Here is a 21,063-nt window from a genome sequence, read left to right as displayed (position 1 = left end):
CGCTCAGCTCCTGGGCGCCAGCAAGGCCGCGCAGATCAGGCCCGAAACAGCGCCGGCCGCCACATACCAGGCGCCAGGCACCAGCTTGTAGACCACAGCCGCCGTCAGCAGGCTCACCAGCCAGGGCCGGCAAGGTCTGACGCCCTTCCACATGCCGCGCAGCAGCACCAGAAACACGGCGGTGAACGCCATGTCGAAGCCGTACTGCTCCAGGTCGCCAATGCGCGGCCCCAGAAAGGCACCGGCCGCCGTGCACGACACCCAGGCCATGTACAGGCCTGCCGACACGCCCATGTAGTAAGGCAGGCTCACGCGCCGCGAGGCACTGCGCTGGGCGTCTGCCAGGGCCAACGCCCAGCTTTCGTCGCACATGAAGAACAGGGCAGGCAAGGCACGGCGCCTGGGCAGATGGCGCAGATAGGGCGCCAGCGCCGCACCCATCAGGATGTGCCGGCAATTGACCAGGAACGACATGGCGACGATCAGCAGCACATGCGGCGGCGAGGTCCACAGCCGTATGGCCGTGAACTCCGAGCCGCCGCCGAAGTTCATCCCGGTCATGAGAGGAACTTCCAGCGGTGCCAGCCCCTTTTGCACGGCCTGCGCGCCCAGCACCAGGGCAAAGGGCACGAAGCCCAGCATCACGGGAATCGCATCCCTGAAGCCGCGAAAGGCCTCGGAACTGCGGGAGACGGAATCTGCCGAAACGGCAGCGGGGGAAAGTGGAATGGATGAAGACATGGAGAGCGGCGATTGTCGGCCTGTGCCGCTGGAATTTGCTGCCGATTCATGCTTCCACCAGCCATTTGACAGATGTTTATGCCGATTTATTGGAGCAAGTGGAAATAATCTGCCGCACACAGGCTGATCAAAGCATTTCCATGGCTGGCGGCGCTCCTCGGATGGCCGCGCCTGCCCTCCTGACATTTCACGAAACCCAACAGCCATTGGCTCCCGCCATGCTGCAGTGCGTCGCAAACGGCTGTGCCAGCCAGGGCGGCGGCGGGACCATGAAGCCCTCATCACTTCGCTTCACCTGAAAGGTTCCCCATGCGCACTTCCGACTTCACCCGCTTCATCGCCCTGACCGCCCTCAGCCTGGGCCTGGCCGGCACCGCCCTCGCCCAGGACGCCACGCCCTCCTCCACTGCTGCCCCTACCGACCTCAGCCGCGCCCAGGTGCTGGCCGACCTGGAAATGTGGCACCGCGCCGGACTCACCTATGTCTCGGACCGCGAGATCGATGTCCGCTCCACCGAATACCAGCGCGGCCTGGAGCGTTACCAGCAGCTGCGTGCCAGTCCGGCTTACCGCGAGGCCGTGACCAGACTGGAGAAAGGGCATGCGGTGGCTCAAGACAAGTGAGCGTTGGGGTGACGCGAGGCGCGAGATACTGTGCAGTTTCCGCACCTGCGAGCATCGCCCCTCACTCAATGAATATCCGCATAGTCAACGGCGACCTTCTGGACCAGGACGTTGAAGTCATCGTCAACTCATGGAATAGAAACATCATTCCCTGGTGGCTGTTGATCCCCCAAGGCGTGTCCAGCGCAATCAAGCGCAAGGGGGGACTGCAGCCATTCCTGGAGGTTGCGCGGGCCGGCCCCATTCCTCTGGGCGATGCCGTACTGACATCTGCCGGCAGACTGCCTTTCAAAGGCATCATCCACGTGGCGGGCATCAATCTTCTTTGGAGGGCGTCAGAACTCTCCATTGAGAGGTCCATCCACTCGGCCCTGCAACTTGTCAACGATCACGGCTTCAAATCCGTAGCCTTTCCCCTCATCGGTTGCGGATCTGGAGGCTTCAATGAAGACACTGCCATCCGCATCATGAAGAACACCATTGCCCAAGTCGAAACGAGGGCAGCGGTTGTGCTGGTCGTTTTTGGCAAGGCACGATAGTTGTTGTAACGGTCAAAGCTCGGATACCGCAGGTCGAACCTAGTCGTCTGCGCATAGCTGAAGCCGCTGACCGTCTGGCCTTAGCCCCAGGCGCCCGTGGTGGGCCGCACTTCACCAAAGCCTGAGATCAGCCATTGCCAAGCCACCTGCACCTGCTCCTGCTCCTGCTCCTGCGGCTTGGCCAAGCATTAAAATCCAATCGATTTTCAGAGAAGAATTCTATCTATTCAATAAAGCACTGTTGAAATACTGATTGGAAATTTGTTGAAACACATAAAGAGAGATATCTCTGGAATTATGTATTTCTTCAAAATGCTCTAGAAAATTCGGCAGTTCCATAGAGATAAAATAGTCCAAATCCCAATTATTTAAACCCTCCAATGACAAAGGCAAGTTATGAATTAAATTCAACACACGCCCAGCACTAGTTAATTTAGATTGTTTAATCTGCTGCAAAGCCTCACCAATGCAGTATTTCAATATATTACGCGAACTATCCACCTCAATTTCTCGCCAGCAGCTCAACACCTCTTCCAATGAAGAAATAACTGTATCATTCACCCTATTATTAAATAAAATATTTCTACTAGAAATGATGATTTCATTGATTTTTCTTAGTTCCATTTTTAATAACCTCCCCATGTGAATTCAAGATCTGCGGGTCCTCTGTAAGCACCGTATGGCAAATCCACCCTTTTTATCGGAACATCTAAAACTCCAGCCCTAGGAGCCGCCAACGCTCGATGATGACCATCCAGAATATACAACCGCCCATCATGCGCAGTCACCACCAACGGATTAGATATTCCATTAACCCGAATATCTTTAATCAATCTATCTAACTGCCTATTACTCATTGTCTGTCCATGAGTTGCGAATAAGTCTCCAATCTTGGCAGTTTCTTGTATTCCACCTTTTGCTGCACAAAACGCCCCCGACTCCACACCCCCAGAGATCCCCCGCGCAATCGGCAGCATCCTAGAAACACCCGTCGGAATCTGCGCCACCAGCGGGCTGATCGCCGCAGGCGATGCCAACGCCCCGTTGACCCCCGACGCCCCGGCAATGAACTCCGTGATCGCCGGACCGTACCGGTAGTACAGGCCTTGCATTCTTGCCAGCACGGGGTGCAGGCCTTGCGGGTCCACGTCGTTTAGCGGGTTGTTAGCTACATACCCAAACCGATTCCACCCACCCTCCAGCCCGATCGGGTCCGCCTGGATGTATCTTCCCGTCGTCGCATCGTAGTACCGATGCAGGTTGTACGACAGCCCCGTCTCTTCATCAAACACCTGCCCCGGATACCGCAGGTCGAACTTCACCGCCTGCGCATAGCTGGGGCCGCTGACGGTCTGGCCGTAGCCACGGTCGCCCGTGGTGGGCCGCACTTCGCCAAACCCTGAGATCAGCCATTGCCAGGCCACCTGCCCCTGCTGGTTGGTCACGCGCCTGGGGGTGTTCAGGTGGTCCGTGTGAATGGCGTACAGGCGCCCGTTGATCTCTGCCGCAATAGGCATGGGGCCGCTGGCCGTGGGCAGGTAGATGATTTCCGTGCTGTCGCTCTGGCCTGCTGGCGCTGCGCTATTGGCGCTGCGCTGGTTGGCGTACTGGCCCAGCACGGTGCTGCCTATGCCGTCTTCGGCATACAGGGCTTGGTTGGTGAGGAGCGGCCGTGTTCCCGAAGGGCGGCGGTATCCAAGTTGGAGATTCAACTCGAGTACTCCACGGCTATCGCAGCTGACGTAGGCTACAGATTTTTTTGAAAGATTCAATCAGGGTTAATTGATGATTTTTCTTCTTTCTCCAATTTTTTCCGCTTTTTTGATTGATGATGCAGCATCGAAAGATGCCCAAATAGAGCCAAAGAGAAATGCAAGGCAACAACACAAATCAGCCCCATCAGACTCGCACCCCACCAAGGCCAAGCAGGCGAAAATATTCTATAAATCCAAATTCCAAAAAACAAATATAAACAGCCATAGAAAATAGTAAATCCCGTCATCTAATCACCTCCGGCAGCTGCACTGCTCTCCATCACTTGTCAACGTCGAAGACAAGCCTGCACCACCAATAATTCTTGGAAATAACCATCTAAATAAAGGCGTAGGTCCCGTACCAAATGTTGATCCAAGTCTCAAACCAATTCCTCCAATTTCAGGGGTTAATGCCCGCCGCCATCCAATATCTGCAACTAATGATGCACCACGAGCAACTGGGTCTAGTGATGAGTATTTCGCGTAGGATGCCGTGGTTTTTTGACCTATTTCATAAAGCAATTTCTCCCGAAGACTGAGATTAAGCCACGCAACATCAGCGTCAGCTCCTAGCATGTACCAGTTCGCAGCAGAGGAACACGAGGGAGTTAAGGCAGAACCAGCCAAACCTACTGTCGAAGGTGAAAGTGCAGCTGCTATTGCCGGCATGGTGACAAGCCTAGTCCACGCACCTGCCTGCACAGCTTGATCGAGAGTGGTTTTGTGCTTTGCACCTTCAAACGTCGTTAGGTCAAGAAATACCAATCCTTCGGGATCAATGAAATTCAATGGATTTCCACTCACATACCCAAACCGATTCCACCCACCCTCCAACCCGATCGGGTCCGCCTGCATATACCGACCCGTCGCCGCATCGTAGTACCTGTGCAGGTTGTACGACAGCCCCGTCTCTTCATCAAACACCTGCCCCGGATACCGCAGGTCGAACTTCACCGCCTGCGCATAGCTGGGGCCCTGACGGTTCGGCCGTAGCCACGGGCGCCCGTGGTGGGCCGCACTTCGTCAAATCCCGAGATCAGCCGGCTACCCTGCTGCAGGGGCATGTTCAGATGCTGCGTGTGACTAATCCACTCGAGCCGCAGGTACCAAGGTAATACCTGCACATCCTGCATCTAATCTATACATCAAGTCCGCTATTTTCACGCCACTTTTACGATAACGCATCGAATAAACCATCTTTTTTGGCATTGCATTTACCTCTTCGACAATGATCATTGCTTCACTATCCCAAGCAATAGATTTTGCGGCTTTTGAGAAATCTGAATTACTTGAAGCACATTGCTCCGGATTGGAAATAAATTCTTCGATTTTATCCAAAATATCTCTAGGAGAGGGGTACGTAGAGATAAATATCGCACCAGAGAAAATCAACCCCACAAAAAACAACAAAATCATATAGAATTTTTTATTCAGTAATTTCATTATCTTAAAAAATTCCATATTTTCGCCTTACAAGAATTAACAACGCACTTCTGCACACACTGCTGCGCAGTGCTCATGCAATTTTCATTAAATAGATTATATTTACTCGGCTTATTCCCACCAGACCTACAATCCAGAACACATTGGTCAATATATTTTTCATCACAGCCAGCAACTTTACCACAGTAACTTTTATCCACAATATCGCTGTCATCAACATACGCACCATTGCTATTCATCATTGCTGCCCATGGCCCTTTTGGTTTTGCCCCGCTATACCCCGATGGATACCACCCAGCGCAATTACCATTAACACAAGTAAATACATGAGGCCAGTCGTTATTAAACCCAGGATAAGTACATATTTGAGCCTCAAGCCCCTTAGGGTCAATGAAATTCAATGGATTTCCACCCACATACCCAAACCGATTCCACCCACCCTCCAACCCGATCGGGTCCGCCTGCATATACCGACCCGTCGCCGCATCGTAGTACCTGTGCAGGTTGTACGACAGCCCCGTCTCTTCATCAAACACCTGCCCCGGATACCGCAGGTCGAACTTCACCGCCTGCGCATAGCTGGGGCCGCTGACCGTCTGGCCGTAGCCACGGTCGCCCGTGGTGGGACGCACTTCCCCGAACCCCGAGATCAGCCATTGCCAGGCCACCTGTCCCTGCTGGTTGGTCAGCCGCCTGGGGGTGTTCAGGTGGTCCGTGTGGATGGCGTACAGGCGGCCGTTGATTTCTGCCGCAATGGGCATGGGGCCGCTGGCCGTGGGCAGGTAGATGATTTCCGTGCTGTCGCTCTGGCCTGCCGGAGCTGCGCTGTTGGCGCTGCGTTGGTTGGCGTACTGGCCCAGCACGGTGCTGCCTATGCCGTCTTCGGCGTACAGGGTCTGCAGCGTGGTCGGTTGACCTGCGCCGCGCGCATCGCTTTTGAACACGCGCTGGCCCAGGGCGTTGTAGACGTAGCTGACGGCTCTTGCGTCGGCAGCGTCCGCGTATTCGCCGGCCTTGGCGATGCGGCCATCTGCGCCGTAGTGCAGGTGGTTGTCTCCCTTCTTGACCAGGGCGCCCGCAGCGTCGTAGCTGAAGGTCACGTTGCTGTTCTGCGCCACGCTGCCCGGGCGCTGCAGCGTCTGGGCATAGCTTTGCAGGCGGTTAGTGCCCGCCGCAGTCTGGTAGTTGCGCTTGAGCGTGGAGGTGCCCGATGCCAAGGCGTTGGTGTAGTGCACCTCCGTGCGATTGCCATTGCCATCCCAGGCATAGCCGGAGGCGCTGAGCTCGATGGTGTCGGCCAGGCTCCAGCCAGTGGGCAGTGCCAGGCCCGCAGGGGCGCTGTGCGCGCTGGCCGTCAGGCGTCCCACGGCGTCATAGCTGAAGGCGCTGGACAGCTTGGCCTGCTGGGCTGCGGCCGTACCCGGCAGCATGTGCTGCTGCTGGATCAGGCTGATGCGGCCCGCAGCATCCCAGGTCAGGTTCAGCAGTTGGCTGCTGGCCAGTTGGCCTGCCGTGTTGTAGCTGCGCTGCTCGGCCAGGGTGGCCGTGGCGCCGGGCTGCTGCGCAAAGCCCGTCCATCGCCAGGCCGTGGGCTGCCCCAGCGGGCTCCAGGCCAGGCCGGTGACCAGGGGCTGGCCGTTCCACTGCAGGCCCGTGATCTGGCCTGTGCTGTCATACAGGTAGGTGGCCTGCCTGCCGCTGGGGTAGGTGATGCTTTGCAGTTCTCCGCCTCCGCCCTGCCCGGCAGGTACATAGGAGTGGATCAGCGACTTGGTGTCGCCATTGGCAAGGATCTGGCTCTTGCGCAGCACCCGGCCCAGGATGTCGCGCTGGTACTGGGTGGTGACGCCGGGGTCCTGGATTTCGCTGAGGTGGCCCGTGCTGGCCTTGGGGGCGCCGGGGCCGTTGTAGGTGGTGCCGGCCAGGTCATAGCGCAGCGTGGAGGTTGTGGTGCTGCCGTACTGGAGCTGGGTGGGACGGCCCAGGGCGTCGCGCTGCACGGTCAGGGTGCGGCCTGCGGCGTCCTTGGCGGTCGCGATCAGGCCCAGGGCGTCATAGGTAGCGGTGATGTTGCCGGCGTCGGGGGTGGCTTCGGCCTTGGCGTTGCCCAGGGCGTCTCGGGTGTAGGTGGTGGTGACGCCTTTGAAGTCCTGGGCGGATGTGACTGCGTCCAGGGCGTTGTATGACAGCGATGCGCTGGCGTTGTCTTCGTTGGTGATAGCGCCGACTCGCCGCAAGGGGTCAAGACCTATGCTGGTGCCACGGCTTGACCCGTTGGCCGGCCGTACACTGCTGATCAGGTCGCCATTGGCGTCATAGCCAAATTCTGTCGCCACTTCGCCGATAGTGAGGCGTTGAATACGGTTGAGACTATTGATGGTGCGTTTCACCACCCACGCTGGTTGATTTCCGGCATCTCGAACAATTTCATCCAAGCGATTTCCCATATTATCCAGGATGTATGAAGCAGAGTTACCGCGATTATCATTCCAGCCAATCAAGCGTTGGGCATTGTCATATATATAGCTGACCTGATGCCCATTGGAAGCGGTCAAACCTTGCATTTGTCCGGACGGAAGATACCTATACAGCGATACTTCACCATCACGTTGCAGACGAATGAGGCGCCCGCGCAAATCATACTCAAAACTGCTAGCCAGCCCCGTAGTGGCAGTATGCGATTGCAGTCGACCTCCAGCCCCATGAATAAAATGATCCAAATGCCCTAAAGCATTTTTCGTGCTCGAAAGATTCCCAAAACCATCGTAGGCAAAGCTGGAGGTGGCACCGTTAGGGGCGGTTTCCGAGGCCACCAGGCCAGACGCAGCATAAGACCACTGCCAGCCTGGAGCAGAGTTGTCGGCTGCACCCACATCTCCGACGGCCAAACTCAATAGACGTCCCTTCGCGTCGTAGGTGTAGCTGGCCTGGCGCCCCGACTCAACTATTCTCGAAGGCAAGCTCCATTGAGGATGCCATTCCATGTTGGCAGTACGTTCCTGAGGCGTTCCTACCGCCTCTGTCACACTCGTCAGCAGGCGTCGCCCATGATCCCAGCCAAATGTTTTCTTGGCACCCTTGAAATCAGTCTCCGATTCACGCAATCCAGAAGAGCCTTGAATACGACTGGCAGCATCTAGTTCCCCACTCACACCCGGCGCACTACTGGAAGTGACTTCCAGAACACCAAAAGCATTTTTATACCTATAGAAACGTTGACGCCCCAACGGATCTATCACCTGAGTTTCCCCATAATCTTGCGAAGGATATCCAATTTGATATTTAGCCACCCCATTCGCACGCTCAGTGTCTATCACTTGCCCATCTGCATTGTATTTAAATGTGGACAATCTATTATTATTTTCGTCAGTAACACCGGTCAAAAAATGAGGATATCTAAGGTCCTCATATTTATAGCCTATCGTTGATCCATCTTTGTAAATTACCTTCTGCAAATTACCCATGGCATCATACTCAAATCCAACTTCGCGCACGCCATCGACGTCGATATCCTGGAGCTTGCCCTGTGAGCCATAAACAAAGTTGAGCCTTCTACCAAAGCCATTGCGTACTTCGGCGATTCTATCGCCTGCATCATACTCATACTCAATAAACCAGCCATTTCGCCGCTCATGCCTTAGAAGCTTTCCTGATTCATCAAAATTTCTTATATCTCCATTCTGCAAATCATTCAAAATCCAGCCATGACCCACCTGCGTCAGACTACTTGATCCATTTCTTGCCACCCACGCCCCATTGACCCAATCAAACCAAAGATAGCTGCCATCACCAAAGTTAATTTGGGCCTTTTTCGAAATGCCTTGCGAATTCTTTACATGCTCAAGTCTTACCGCGTAGGAATGAGACCATCCCGCCCCCATCAGCGATTCATTCTGCCGCCGGCGATGCAGGTAGGTCCTCTCGATGGATAGCGGATTCACCCCTGCATCAAAGTAATCAACCTCGTTCATGTACTTTTGAGCAATCGGCAAAATAACAGGATACGGGGTTCTGTATCCACTGATGCGACACATGCGCCCCATATCAACCGAAGCAGCTTCACAACGGTTATTCAGCTCAATGCTTCCGTAGTTACAATCGCAGGTTCCATAAATATTACTTTTGGAATTTTCAGGACAAAATCTAATAATACTCATTCCCACATAATTATATTGATTATATATATCACTCCCCCTTTTTGAACGAACCCAGCCCCAGCACTCAGCCGTATCACCAACCTCGATCACTTTATGATTTATGAAGTTGTAGTCATCCAGTGGATCTCCGGCTCGCATTGCCGCATAGTCGGCGCAGTAACCCTCAGGGGTCGAATAGTCTTTTGCAGCGCCCAGATTATTCAACCATCCTCTATAAAAGAAGCTACGAGGAACTGCTGCAGACACCGAGTGAATAAATGTCAGAAAACACAGAAAAAACACGGAAATCTTGACGAACGACGAAATTTTCACTAATCCCCCAAAAACAATAAACAAAGTCAATAAATCGGGATCAACGCGATCCAATCAAGCACTGTGATTTTCCTATGCCGCGCCAGCCGGAAGTTGAGCGAATGCTCTGGTTCGCGCTCATCTTACAGAGCATCTGCACTCCATCACCACACCAACAGCGACAGAGTTCCCGAAACTTCACTTTAAAGAGAACTACTGCCGTCTTCCCGTGGAAGGAGTGCATCGCTCCGATAGCCACGCTCCGCAATGAGAGAGCCTGTCCCCCGTGCTCCGCAACAAGGTCTCCACCGCTATAACGACTGCATGCCCCCGATAACCCTTCCCTTGTCCCCGGCACCCTCGCGTCACACGGTCAACCGGTGTTTCTGCAATAATTGCCGCAACAATCATTGCGCAGTCAATTATTTCACCCGCAGACACCATGACCCAGCCTCCCCTGCCCAACGGCCTGCAGCCCTCGGACTTCTACAGCCCTGGCAGCTACACGCCCTTCGAGAGCGTGGGGTTCCTCATGCGCAAGGTGCTCAGCTCCATCCTCCAGCAGGCCGATGCGCAGTTGGCCGAGCATGAGCTGACCTATGTGCAGTGGCTGCCGCTGTACAAGCTGCTGCTGTGCAGCGACGCCACGAATGCCGGCATGGCGCGTGACCTGGGGCTGGATCCGGCCTCCATCACGCGGGCGCTGGACCGGCTCGAATCCAAGGGCATGCTGCGGCGCGAGCGCTCCACGGTGGACCGGCGCGTGGTCAAGCTGGTGCTGACCGATGAAGGCCGCGCCATGGCGGCCAAGGTGCCGCAGGTGCTGTCCAGCGTGATGAATGCCCATATGGCCGGCTTCAGCCATGACGAGTCGCGCCAGCTGCTGGACATGCTGCGCCGCCTGCTGGCCAATGGCGATGCGATGCGCGCGCCGGAAGCCGCGCCGCCGGCCCCTGCGCCTGCCAGGCCCGTCGGCTGACAGCGCCAGCCCCCTTTTTCCGCCCCGGTTTCCGATTTCCTGATTCTTGACCCCCAACAGGCAGACCACCATGCCCAATTCCTTTGTTTCCGTGTCCGCCGCGCCCCGCCGCGTGGCCGCCGCAGCGGCCACCCTGTGCGCCGCGCTGGCCCTGGCCGGTTGTGCTTCCCAGGGCCCGGCCCATGAGCCGCTGGCCCGGCTGGGCGCCGCCGACCTGGGTCTGACGGCCCAGTCCGAGACAGGCGCCAATACCAGCCTGCCCGCCACCGATTGGTGGAAGTCCCTGGGCGATGCCCAGCTGGATTCGCTGATCGCCCAGGCGCTGCAGGGCAGCCCCAGCCTGGCCATGAGCCGCGCCCGCTTCGACAAGGCGGCCGCCCTGGCCACGGCCACCAGCACGGCCACCGATGTCCGCGGCACGCTCGGCGTCGACGCCACGCGCCAGCACTACAGCGCCAACGGCCTGGTGCCCGCACCCATTGCCGGCCATACCTACAACACCGGCAACCTGCAGGCCGGCCTGAGCTGGACACCGGATTTCTTTGGCCGCCATGCCGCCGACCTGCAGGCCGCCCTGGGCCAGGCCCGTGCCGCCCAGGCCGACAGCGCCGCCGCCGCCAACCAGCTCGCCGCCCAGGTGGCGCGCAGCTATGTGGCGCTGGCCCGGCTGATTGCCCAGAAGGAGGTGGCCGGCCGCACGCTGACCCAGCGCCAGTCTCTGCTGGAGCTGAGCCAGCAGCGCACGCGCGCCGGGCTGGACAGCCAGGTGGAGCTGACCCAGGCCCAGGCCAGCTTGCCCGATGTCGGCACGCAGATCGAGATGCTGGACGAGCAGATCACGCTGGCGCGCCGCACCATCGCCGTGCTCTGCGGCCAGGCGCCCGAGGCGCAGCTGCAGCTGGCGCCCCGTCTGGCCGCGCTGCAGATCCAGGCCATGCCCGGCCAGTTGGGCGCAGACCTGCTGGGCCGCCGCCCCGACGTGGTGGCCGCACGCTGGCGCGTGGAGTCGGCAACGCAGGGCATAGAGAGCGCGCGGGCGGATTTCTATCCCGATATCAACCTGACGGCCTTTATCGGCCTCAATGCCGTCGGGCTGGACAACCTGTTCAAGGGCAGCTCGCGCCAGATGGGCGTGACGCCCGCGCTGCGCCTGCCCCTGTTCGACGGCAAGCGCCTGCGCGCCCAATTGCGCGGCACGCAGGCCGATCTGGACACCGCCATTGCCCAGTACAACGGCGTGGTGCTCGATGCGGTCAAGGAAGCGGGCGACGCCATCACTTCCGTGCAATCGCTGGTGCGCCAACAGCAGCTGCAGGCCGAGTCGCTGGAGAAGGCCGAACGCGCCTACGACTTTGCCGTGCAGCGCTACAAGGCCGGCCTGGCCAGCCAGGTGACGGTGCTCAACACCGAGACCCAGGTGATCACCCAGCGCCGCCTGGACGTGGACCTGCGTGCCCGCGCGCTGGACACGCGCGTGTCGCTGATGAAGGCCCTGGGCGGCGGCTGGACCGATGGCACGGATGCCGTGCAGGTCAGCCAGCACTGAGATCGCAACCCGCACAGGAATCCACCGCACTCTTGACCCTCCACCGGGCAGACCGCCAGCCAGCGTGACCGACCGCCAGCTCCCTGCCCCGGCCGCACAACCACATTCACAGATAACAAAGCGCCGTACACCATGACCGACACCAACAAGCAAGCACCCAGCCCTGCCGCCGCACCGGCCGCAGCCTCGCCCGTGGCCAATCCGCAGGGCCGCCGCAAGGGCCTGACCCTCGTCGCCGCCGCCGTCGCGGTGGTCGCCGTCGCCTGGGGCGGCTGGCACTGGATGGTGGCCCGCAACTACCAGACCACGGACAACGCCTATGTGGCGGGCAACGTGGTGCAGATCACGCCGCAGATCGGCGGCACGGTGATCAGCATCGGCGCCGACGACACCGACTACGTCAAGCCCGGCCAGCTGCTGGTGCAGCTGGACTCGGCCGATGCCCTGGTCGCCCTGTCCCAGGCCGAGTCGCAGCTGGCCCAGACCGTGCGCCAGGTGCGCACGCTGTACGCCAACAATGCCCCCCTGGTCGCCCAGGTGGCCCAGCGCGAGGCCGATCTGGCCCGCCTGCAGGCCGATGCCGCCCGCGCCCGCGAGGATGTGGAGCGCCGCCGCCCGCTGCTGGCCACGGGCGCCGTGGGCAAGGAGGAGTTCGACCACGCCCAGTCCCTGGCCCGCACGGCCGGCAATGCCGCCTCGGCAGCCGAAGCCGCCGTGCGCGCCGCCAAGGCGCAGCTGACGGCTGCCGAAGCCCAGACCAAGGGCAGCAGCGCCGAAGAGCACCCCAGCGTGATCGCCGCCTCCGCCAAGGTGCGCGAAGCCTATCTGGCGCTGCAGCGCACGCGCCTGGTCTCGCCCGTGGAAGGCTATGTGGCCAAGCGCGGCGTGCAGCTGGGCCAGCGCGTGGCCTCGGGCGCGCCGCTGATGACGGTGGTGGGCCTGCACAACCTCTGGGTGGATGCCAACTTCAAGGAAAGCCAGCTGGCCCAGCTGCGCATAGGCCAGAAGACCGAGCTGACGGCCGATGTCTACGGCGACAAGATCAGCTACCACGGCACCGTGGTGGGCATGGGTGCCGGCACGGGCGCGGCCTTCTCGCTGCTGCCCGCGCAGAACGCCACCGGCAACTGGATCAAGGTGGTGCAGCGCGTGCCCGTGCGCATTGCGCTGGCGCCGGAAGACCTGGCACAGCACCCGCTGCGCGTGGGCCTGTCCATGGAAGTCAAGGTGGACGTGCGAGACCAGCAGGGCGAGGTGCTGGCAACGACCACGCGCAACGCACCCGTGGCCCAGACCTCCGTATACGACATGGCGCTGCCGCAGGCCGAGGAGCGCATTGCCCACATCGTGGCGGGCCAGAACGTGGCACCGCTCAAGCAGTTGCCCGAGCTGCCGCCCGTGGCCATGGCCGAGGTGCAGGACAGGGCCCAGGGCAAGGCGCCAGCCGCCGTGGCCTCCGCGCCGGTTGACGCGCAGGCCATGCAGTCCAGGTAAGCAGGCATCGCTCCCCCGCCTTCCCAGAACCTACGCGGACTGCCTATGACTTCCTCTACCACCGCCGTGCCGGAGCCGGCGCCGCCGGTCGCCCCCTCGGCGCCGCCGGCCATGCCTGCACGGCCGGTCCCGCTCAAGGGCGCCCAGCTGGCCCTGGGTACGCTGGCCCTGTCGCTGGCCACCTTCATGAACGTGCTGGACTCGTCCATCGCCAACGTCGCCATTCCGGCGATTTCCGGCGACGTGGGCGTCAGCCCCAGCCAGGGCACCTGGGTGATCACCAGCTTTGGCGTAGCCAACGCCATCTCGGTGCCGCTCACGGGCTGGCTCACCCAGCGCTTCGGCGCCGTGCGCCTGTTCACCATGAGCGTGCTGCTGTTCGTGCTGACGTCCTGGCTGTGCGGCTTTGCCTCGTCGCTGGAGACGCTGGTGCTGTTCCGCGTGCTCCAGGGCCTGGTTGCCGGCCCCATGATCCCGCTGTCGCAGACGCTGCTGCTGTCCAGTTATCCCCCGGCCAAGGCCGGGGTGGCCCTGGCGCTGTGGGGGATGACCACCCTGGTGGCCCCCGTGGTCGGCCCGCTGCTGGGCGGCTGGATCACGGACAACATCTCCTGGCCCTGGATCTTCTATATCAACGTGCCGGTGGGCCTGCTGTCGGCCCTGATGACCTGGAGCATCTACCGCAGCCGCGAGACCCCCACGCGCAAGCTGCCCATCGACTCCGTGGGCCTGGCCCTGCTGGTGCTGTGGGTGGGCGCGCTGCAGCTGATGCTGGACAAGGGCAAGGAGCTGGACTGGTTCGCCTCGGGCGAGATCATCACGCTGTGCGTGCTGGCCATCGTGAGCTTCGTGGTCTTCCTGGTCTGGGAGCTGACCGATGCCCACCCCGTGGTGGACCTGCGCCTGTTCATGCGCCGCAATTTCGCGGCCGGCACGGTGGCGCTGTCGATTGCCTACGGCCTGTTCTTCGGCAACGTGGTGCTGCTGCCCCTGTGGCTGCAGCAATGGATGGGCTACACCTCCACCACGGCCGGCATGGCACTGGCGCCGGTGGGCATCTTCGCCATCATCCTGACACCGCTGGTGGGCCGCAAGGTCACGCAGTGGGACCCGCGCAGGATGGCCACGGGCGCCTTCATCGTGTTCGCCCTGGTGCTGTGGATGCGCTCGCGCTTCACGGTGGAGACGGACTTCATGCACATCCTGGTGCCCACGCTGATCCAGGGCGCGGCCATGGCCTTCTTCTTCATTCCGCTGACCACGATCACGCTGTCGGGCATCTCGCCGGACCGTATCCCGGCCGCCGCCGGCCTGAGCAACTTCGTGCGGATCACGGCGGGCGCCATGGGCACCTCCATCGCCACCACGCTATGGGAAAACCGCGCCGCGCTGCACCACGCCCATCTGACAGAAGGGCTGGTCCAGGGCCAGGGCGTGTTCGGCGTCACCCTGCAGGGGCTGCAGGCCGCAGGCCTGAGCCAGGCGCAGGCGCTGGCCCAGATCAACCGGCTGGTGGACCAGCAGGCCTACACGCGCGCCGCCGACGACATCTTCCTGGCGTCGTCCGTGCTGTTCCTGGTGCTGATCGTGCTGATCTGGATGACCAGGCGCCCTGCGGGCCATGCCGGCGGTGCCGAGGCGGCCGGCGCCCATTGATGACCAGCCTCCGGGCCATCACCACAAGGAGCTGCCTGCAGGGGCAGCTCCTTTTTTGTTTACATGACGACACGCAAGGCGCCTTGAACGGGGCCGCCAAGACCACCATCTCGACAGGGCTGCGCCATCGGTTCCATGATGGCGGCGGCCTGAACACCGACGGAGCACCGTGAAAACAACCCGCATCTTCCGCGCCCCGATTGCCGACTACTCCCAATCGCCCCAATCGTCGGCCGGGCGCTTTCGCAACATCCATCCCCGCCCGGCCAATGCCCCCCAGCCCGACGCCAAGGTGATGTGGGACTTCTTCTTCAACAAGCCCAAGGACACCGAGCCTGCGGCGCCCCTGCCCGTGCAGCGGCTCACCCCGGCCGACCTGGCCGCCGCGCCCGAGCGCAGCCTGTACCGCCTGGGCCACTCCACGCTGCTGATGAAACTGCGCGGCGGCTGGTGGATCACCGACCCGGTGTTTGCCGAGCGCGCCTCGCCCTTTTCCTTCATCGGCCCCAAGCGCTTTCATGCGCCGCCCATCGCCCTGCATGAACTGCCCGCGCTGCGCGGCGTGGTGCTCTCGCACGACCACTACGACCATCTGGACCGTGCCACCATTCGCGCCCTGGCGCCCCGGGTCGACTTCTTCCTGTGCACGCTGGGCGTGGGCGACCGGCTCATGGCCTGGGGCGTGGCCCCCGAGAAGGTGCGCCAGTTCGACTGGTGGCAGGACGTGCAGGTGGACGGCCTGCGCTTCACGGCCACTCCGGCCCAGCATTTCTCGGGCCGGGGCCTGCGCGACGGCAACCGCACGCTGTGGGCGTCCTGGGTCATCGAGGACCTGGCAAGCGCCGACACGCTGCGTGTCTTCTTCAGCGGCGACGGCGGCTATTTCGACGGCTTTGCGGAAATCGGCCGGCGCTTCGGCCCCTTCGACCTCACGCTGATGGAGACCGGCGCCTACGACCCGCACTGGCCCTATGTCCACATGCACCCGGCCCAGACCGTACAGGCCCACCGCGACCTGGGCGGACGCTGGCTGCTGCCCATTCACAACGGCACCTTCAGCCTGGCCATGCATGCCTGGTGGGACCCCTTCGAGCGCGTGCTGGCCCTGGGCGCCGAGCACGGCATTGCCGTGGCCACGCCCATGATGGGCGAGCGCGTGGACCTGGCCGCCCCCCATGCAGGCGAGCGCTGGTGGCGCGCCCTGGTATCTGAGGTCACGCAGGACGGAGCCGCGCCGGCACCCCGACCCCAGCCGCGATAAACGCGTTTTTGCTGCATTGCGTCATCGGCCTACGCGGACCGGCATGCATCTGGCTAAAGTGGAACCGGCAAGTGGATCTGGCAGGTAGATCCGGCAAATGGATCCAGAGCTTCAGGAGCGCACATGGCAAACCGCAAATCTTCCAAGGCCGCTTCGGTGGCCCGTCAGGCCACCGATCTGGCCATTGCCGCGCCGCAGGTGGTGGCGCACAGGCTCACCCGCATGGCGCTGGCCGGGGCCAATCCCTCCGCACGGGACCGGCGCGAATTCACGCGCATGGTGTCCGAGAAACAGACAGCCTTCCACCAATCCTGGGCCGCCATGGGCCTGCAGTCCATGGTCGCCAGCCAGGCCCTGATGCAGGCCTGGATGCGCATGTGGTGGATGCCCTGGAGCGCCTCCACCTGGAATGGGGGCGCACTGGCATCGCAGGCCTCGCAATGGAGCAACGCCATGTGGGGCGTGGTGGGCAAGGGCATGGCCCCCGTGCACCGCACCGCAGTGGCCAACGCCCGGCGCCTGGCGCGCGGCTGATCCACCCATATCAAACCCGCTTCATTGACTGGAGCGGCACGGCGCGGCAGGGCTGATGCGGGGCGAGGTTCAGGTATCCTCGCGGCCTTCGTTCCGTTTTGCTGCGCTGCCGCATTTCCAGGCATGGACTCCATGCAGAGACTGAAAACACGGCCGCGGCAGGCGGATTTCCCCCTTTCTGCCATCGCTTTGCCAGTCTTCCCCGGAGTTCTCTGATGACACACAAGGCCCCGCCTGCCGGCCAGGGCCTGCACGGTCAAGACGACCTGCAGCGCAATCTCACCAACCGCCACATACAGCTCATCGCCATCGGCGGTGCCATCGGCACGGGCCTGTTCATGGGCTCGGGCAAGACCATCAGCCTGGCGGGTCCGTCCATCGTCTTCGTCTACGCCATCATCGGCGTGATGCTGTTCTTCGTGATGCGGGCCATGGGCGAGCTGCTGCTGTCCAACCTGCAGTACCGATCCTTCATCGATTTCTCGGCCGATCTGCTGGGGCCCTGGGCGGGCTTCTTCACGGGCTGGACGTACTGGTTCTGCTGGATCGTCACGGGCATTGCCGACGTGATCGCCATCTCGGCCTACTCGCAGTTCTGGTTCCCCGGCCTGCCCCAGTGGGCCCCGGCCATTGCCTGCGTGGGCCTGCTGCTGGGCCTGAACCTGCTGACGGTGAAGCTGTTCGGCGAGATCGAGTTCTGGTTCGCCATGATCAAGATCGTGGCCATCGTGGCCCTGGTGGCAACGGGGCTGTACATGGTGGGTGCCGCCTTCGTCTCGCCTGCGGGGCGTGCGGCCAGCCTGTCCAACCTCTGGAACGACGGCGGCATGTTCCCCAACGGGATGATGGGCTTTTTCGCGGGCTTCCAGATCGCGGTGTTCGCCTTCGTGGGCATCGAGCTGGTGGGCACCACGGCGGCCGAGGCCAAGGACCCCGAGCGCACGCTGCCGCGCGCCATCAATTCGATTCCCGTGCGCATCATCGTGTTCTACGTGCTGGCCCTGATCGCCATCATGGCCGTCACCCCCTGGCGCGACGTGGTGCCGGGCAAGAGCCCGTTCGTGGAGCTGTTCGTGCTCGCAGGCCTGCCGGCCGCTGCGGGCGTGATCAATTTCGTGGTGCTGACCTCGGCCGCCTCGTCGGCCAACAGCGGCGTGTTCTCCACCAGCCGCATGCTCTACGGCCTGGCGCTCAAGGGCGATGCGCCCAAGTCCTTCCACCGGCTGTCGCGCAGCAGCGTGCCCTCGCGCGGGCTGCTGTTTTCCTGCACCTGCCTGCTGGCCGGCGCCTTCCTGATGTGGGTGGTGCCCGATCTGGTGGAGGCCTTCACGCTGGTGACCACGGTATCGGCCATCCTGTTCATGTTCGTGTGGTCGCTGATCCTGCTGTCCTATATCGCCTACCGGCGCCAGCGCGCGGCCCTGCATGAGGCTTCGCGCTACAAGATGCCGGGCGGCGTGGCCATGTGCTGGGCCTGCCTGGCGTTCTTTGCGGCCATCCTGGGCCTGCTCACCCTGCAGGCCGACACGCGCCAGGCGCTGGTGGTGACGCCGGCCTGGTTTGCCCTGCTGGCCATTGCCTACCAGTTCGTGCGCCGCCGGGCATCGAGCCAACCCTCGGGCAGCTGCGCTGAGCCTTCCAGCGCCCTGCCGGGCGCCGTGGCCAAGCCGCGCTGAACTGGTTTCTGGCCGCCCCCTGCGCTCCGGGGCGGCCTTTGCACGGAGGCGCTGCACCCCGTGCTCCCTCTCAGCGCCCTGCCGACCCCCTTCATTTTTGTGCACCAGACTTGTGCACAACGCCTCAGGCGTGTCCAGCGATTAGATAACGCGTGAACAAAAAACAACTGTCTTTACGTGAAGGGAAAGATGTAGATACAAATCGTTATCATTCGCACCTTGATTTTTAACCCATACGGAACTTTACAAAGATGGTCAGAATCTCGGTGCTCCGCCCTCTTCCACTTTGCGCTGCCCTGGCATGCACAGCCATGGCCCATGCCCAGTCAGCCGACAGCAAGGCCGACACGTCCTTGTCCACGGTGGTGGTGACCGCCTCGGGCACGGCCGTGGACATCAAGGAGGCGCCGGCCAGCATCAGCGTGATCACGCGGGAAGACATCGAGCGCAAGCCCGTCACCAGCATCGGCGAGCTGCTGTCCACCATTCCCGGCGTGACAGGCGGTCTGTCGGGCACGGGCGCCCAGTCCAAGATCAAGCTGCGCGGCCTGCCCGAGAAGTACACGCTGATCCTGGTGGACGGCAAGCGCCAGGGCAACTCGGCCGGCATCAACTACCGTGACGACCTGGGCTCGCAGGACCTGGACTGGATCTCGCCCGAGATGATCGAGCGCATCGAGGTGGTGCGCGGCCCCATGTCCTCGCTGTACGGCTCGGACGCCATGGGCGGCGTGATCAACATCATCACGCGCAAGATCGGCAAGCGCTGGAGCGGCTCGACCACGCTGAACTACAGCAAGCCCTCCGACGGCGACCGCGGCGACACGCGCCAGCTGGGCTTCAACATCAGCGGCCCGCTGTCCGACAAGTTCGGCCTGCGCCTGGGCGGCAACTACACGGACCGCGCTGCCGACGAGGGCACGGGCGGCTTCCCGGGCACCTACCAGTCCACGGCCGGCTCGCGCAAGCAAAACCTCAACGCCCTGCTCAACTGGCAGCTCACGCCCGACCAGGTGATCGGCATCGAGGCCGCGCAAGGCATCCAGCGCGCCACGGGCTCCGATCGGTTGGTGAATGGACGCCCCGTGGTATCGCAGTGGGGCCTGAGCAAGCTGGAGCAGACCAAGTTCGGCCTCAGCCACGATGGCCGCTGGGGCGACATGACCTCCAAGCTCAACCTCGTGCACAACAAGTACGAGGACAAGGGCGACACCATCGGCAACAACTCCAAGGAAACCACGCTGGACGGCCGCATCGACAAGCCCCTGAAGCTGTGGGGCCTGGACCAGGCCATGACGCTGGGCATGCAGTGGCGCCGCGAGTCGCTGGACAACCGCGACACCATCGGCCTGGCGCCCATCGACTACGCGGGACGCCCGGTCTCGGGCTCGGGCCTGAGCGCCACCACCTGGGCGCTGTTCGGCGAGGACCAGATCTTCCTGCGCGACAACCTGGCGCTGACGCTGGGCCTGCGCATGGACCACCACCAGAAATACGGCAACAACTGGAGCCCGCGCGCCTACCTGGTCTACCACCCGGCCTCGGAGTGGACAGTGCGCGGCGGCGTCTCGCGCGGCTTCCGTGCGCCCAACCTGAAGGAAAACTCGGCCAGCGCCGCCACGCAATCCGGGGGCAACGGCTGCCGCAGCCTGGCCGGCATGGGCTGGACCAACACCAGCGTCAACGCCGACGGCACGCGCGGCTGCTACATGGCCGGCAACCCCGACCTGCAGCCCGAGACCAGCACCAACTTCGAGCTGGGCACCAGCTGGGACCGCAATGGCTGGGCGCTGGGTGCCACCTACTTCCACACCAACTTCAAGAACAAGATCGACTACCAGCCGCTGGGCTTGTACAACGGCTTCTGGTGGACCCGCATGGCCAACGCCCAGCGTGCCCGCACGCGCGGCCTGGAAGGCTTTGTGAACGTTCCCCTGGCCAAGGGCCTGACCTGGAACACCAACATCACCAAGATGTTCGAGTCCAAGAACCTGAGCACCGGCGCCTCGCTGCTGGCCGTGCCCGAGCTGTCCATCTACTCGTCGCTGCAGTGGCAGATCCGCCAGGGCTGGTCCGCCATGTTCAGCGCCCGCCACGTGGGCAAGGAAGTCGTGACCACGGGCACGGCCACCACCTTCGCCAAGGCCTACACGACGTTCGACGTGTCCATGAACTACAACGTCACCGACTCGATGACCCTGCGCGCCGGCATCATCAACCTGACCGACAAGGAAACCCGCACCATCGGCGCCAACTACGACAACGGCGGCCGTACCTACTTCGTGGGGATGACGGCCAGGTTCTGATGGCCTGTCACCAGCCCTTGCGCTGACCCAGACAAAGCGCCCGTTGTGACGGGCGCTTTTTT

General features: G+C 61.7%; 18 protein-coding genes. 11 read left to right on the top strand and 7 right to left on the bottom strand.

Going from position 1 to position 21,063, the window contains the following annotated elements; genetic code table 11:
• Positions 1 to 3 precede the first annotated feature (3 nt).
• Positions 4 to 741: an AzlC family ABC transporter permease gene (locus ACF8ML_RS12970; protein WP_392407174.1), complete on the bottom strand. Its 738-nt coding sequence runs from the start codon at positions 739 to 741 to the stop codon at positions 4 to 6.
• Between ACF8ML_RS12970 and ACF8ML_RS12965 the strand changes: the two genes are divergently transcribed.
• The 3 genes from ACF8ML_RS12965 (at position 732) to ACF8ML_RS12955 (ending at position 1,904) form a co-directional block, all read left to right on the top strand.
• Positions 732 to 1,040: a hypothetical protein gene (locus ACF8ML_RS12965; RefSeq protein ID WP_392407173.1), complete on the top strand. Its 309-nt coding sequence runs from the start codon at positions 732 to 734 to the stop codon at positions 1,038 to 1,040. The genes ACF8ML_RS12970 and ACF8ML_RS12965 overlap by 10 nt on opposite strands.
• Before the next feature lie 10 nt (positions 1,041 to 1,050).
• Entirely contained in the window at positions 1,051 to 1,365 is a 315-nt protein-coding gene (locus ACF8ML_RS12960) for a DUF4148 domain-containing protein (RefSeq protein ID WP_392407172.1), read from the top strand.
• A 68-nt stretch (positions 1,366 to 1,433) separates the two neighbouring features.
• The gene (locus tag ACF8ML_RS12955; RefSeq protein ID WP_392407171.1) at positions 1,434 to 1,904 is read left to right on the top strand and encodes a macro domain-containing protein; all 471 of its coding nucleotides are present in this window, start codon (positions 1,434 to 1,436) and stop codon (positions 1,902 to 1,904) included.
• A 219-nt stretch (positions 1,905 to 2,123) separates the two neighbouring features.
• Here ACF8ML_RS12955 and ACF8ML_RS12950 read toward each other — a convergent pair whose 3' ends face one another.
• The 6 genes from ACF8ML_RS12950 to ACF8ML_RS12925 form a co-directional block, all read right to left on the bottom strand.
• Positions 2,124 to 2,528, bottom strand: a complete 405-nt coding sequence (locus ACF8ML_RS12950; protein WP_074932063.1) for a hypothetical protein — start codon at positions 2,526 to 2,528, stop codon at positions 2,124 to 2,126.
• Between the two features lie 2 nt (positions 2,529 to 2,530).
• On the bottom strand, positions 2,531 to 3,616 hold the full coding sequence (locus ACF8ML_RS12945; protein ID WP_392407170.1) for an RHS repeat-associated core domain-containing protein: 1,086 nt from the start codon (positions 3,614 to 3,616) through the stop codon (positions 2,531 to 2,533).
• 56 nt (positions 3,617 to 3,672) lie between these two features.
• Positions 3,673 to 3,906 carry a hypothetical protein gene (locus ACF8ML_RS12940; RefSeq protein WP_128422733.1) on the bottom strand — a complete coding sequence of 78 codons (234 nt, stop codon included), beginning with the start codon at positions 3,904 to 3,906 and terminating at the stop codon, positions 3,673 to 3,675.
• A 4-nt stretch (positions 3,907 to 3,910) separates the two neighbouring features.
• Positions 3,911 to 4,612: an RHS repeat-associated core domain-containing protein gene (locus ACF8ML_RS12935; protein WP_392407169.1), complete on the bottom strand. Its 702-nt coding sequence runs from the start codon at positions 4,610 to 4,612 to the stop codon at positions 3,911 to 3,913.
• Between the two features lie 129 nt (positions 4,613 to 4,741).
• Positions 4,742 to 5,101, bottom strand: coding sequence for a hypothetical protein (locus ACF8ML_RS12930; protein ID WP_198821434.1), 360 nt, complete (start codon positions 5,099 to 5,101; stop codon positions 4,742 to 4,744).
• Positions 5,101 to 9,624: an RHS repeat-associated core domain-containing protein gene (locus tag ACF8ML_RS12925; RefSeq protein WP_392407168.1), complete on the bottom strand. Its 4,524-nt coding sequence runs from the start codon at positions 9,622 to 9,624 to the stop codon at positions 5,101 to 5,103. Before ACF8ML_RS12925 ends, ACF8ML_RS12930 begins: the two co-directional genes overlap by 1 nt.
• A 367-nt stretch (positions 9,625 to 9,991) precedes the next feature.
• Here ACF8ML_RS12925 and ACF8ML_RS12920 point away from each other — a divergent pair, with 367 nt between their 5' ends.
• The 8 genes from ACF8ML_RS12920 to ACF8ML_RS12885 all read left to right on the top strand — a co-directional run bounded on the left by ACF8ML_RS12920 (position 9,992) and on the right by ACF8ML_RS12885 (position 21,001).
• Positions 9,992 to 10,528 carry a MarR family winged helix-turn-helix transcriptional regulator gene (locus ACF8ML_RS12920; RefSeq protein WP_070080409.1) on the top strand — a complete coding sequence of 179 codons (537 nt, stop codon included), beginning with the start codon at positions 9,992 to 9,994 and terminating at the stop codon, positions 10,526 to 10,528.
• A gap of 70 nt (positions 10,529 to 10,598) precedes the next feature.
• Complete coding sequence (locus ACF8ML_RS12915; protein WP_392407167.1) at positions 10,599 to 12,074, top strand: efflux transporter outer membrane subunit; 1,476 nt, start codon at positions 10,599 to 10,601, stop codon at positions 12,072 to 12,074.
• Positions 12,075 to 12,206: 132 nt separating this feature from the next.
• Positions 12,207 to 13,568: an efflux RND transporter periplasmic adaptor subunit gene (locus ACF8ML_RS12910; RefSeq protein ID WP_392407166.1), complete on the top strand. Its 1,362-nt coding sequence runs from the start codon at positions 12,207 to 12,209 to the stop codon at positions 13,566 to 13,568.
• A gap of 45 nt (positions 13,569 to 13,613) precedes the next feature.
• Positions 13,614 to 15,224 carry a DHA2 family efflux MFS transporter permease subunit gene (locus tag ACF8ML_RS12905; RefSeq protein ID WP_016453441.1) on the top strand — a complete coding sequence of 537 codons (1,611 nt, stop codon included), beginning with the start codon at positions 13,614 to 13,616 and terminating at the stop codon, positions 15,222 to 15,224.
• 169 nt (positions 15,225 to 15,393) lie between these two features.
• A complete protein-coding gene (locus tag ACF8ML_RS12900) occupies positions 15,394 to 16,485 on the top strand; it encodes an MBL fold metallo-hydrolase (protein WP_016446038.1) in 1,092 nt (363 codons plus the stop codon).
• Positions 16,486 to 16,608: 123 nt separating this feature from the next.
• A complete protein-coding gene (locus ACF8ML_RS12895; RefSeq protein WP_016453442.1) occupies positions 16,609 to 17,019 on the top strand; it encodes a polyhydroxyalkanoate granule-associated phasin in 411 nt (136 codons plus the stop codon).
• A gap of 215 nt (positions 17,020 to 17,234) precedes the next feature.
• On the top strand, positions 17,235 to 18,695 hold the full coding sequence (gene cycA, locus ACF8ML_RS12890; protein WP_047218651.1) for a D-serine/D-alanine/glycine transporter: 1,461 nt from the start codon (positions 17,235 to 17,237) through the stop codon (positions 18,693 to 18,695).
• A 311-nt stretch (positions 18,696 to 19,006) separates the two neighbouring features.
• Positions 19,007 to 21,001, top strand: a complete 1,995-nt coding sequence (locus tag ACF8ML_RS12885) for a TonB-dependent receptor domain-containing protein (protein WP_392407165.1) — start codon at positions 19,007 to 19,009, stop codon at positions 20,999 to 21,001.
• The last annotated feature ends 62 nt before the right edge of the window (positions 21,002 to 21,063 follow it).

The sequence above is a fragment of the Delftia sp. WSY_10 genome (genome assembly GCF_043104705.1).
GTDB lineage: Bacteria > Pseudomonadota > Gammaproteobacteria > Burkholderiales > Burkholderiaceae_C > Comamonas > Comamonas tsuruhatensis.
This window is presented reverse-complemented; position numbering and strand designations above follow the sequence as displayed.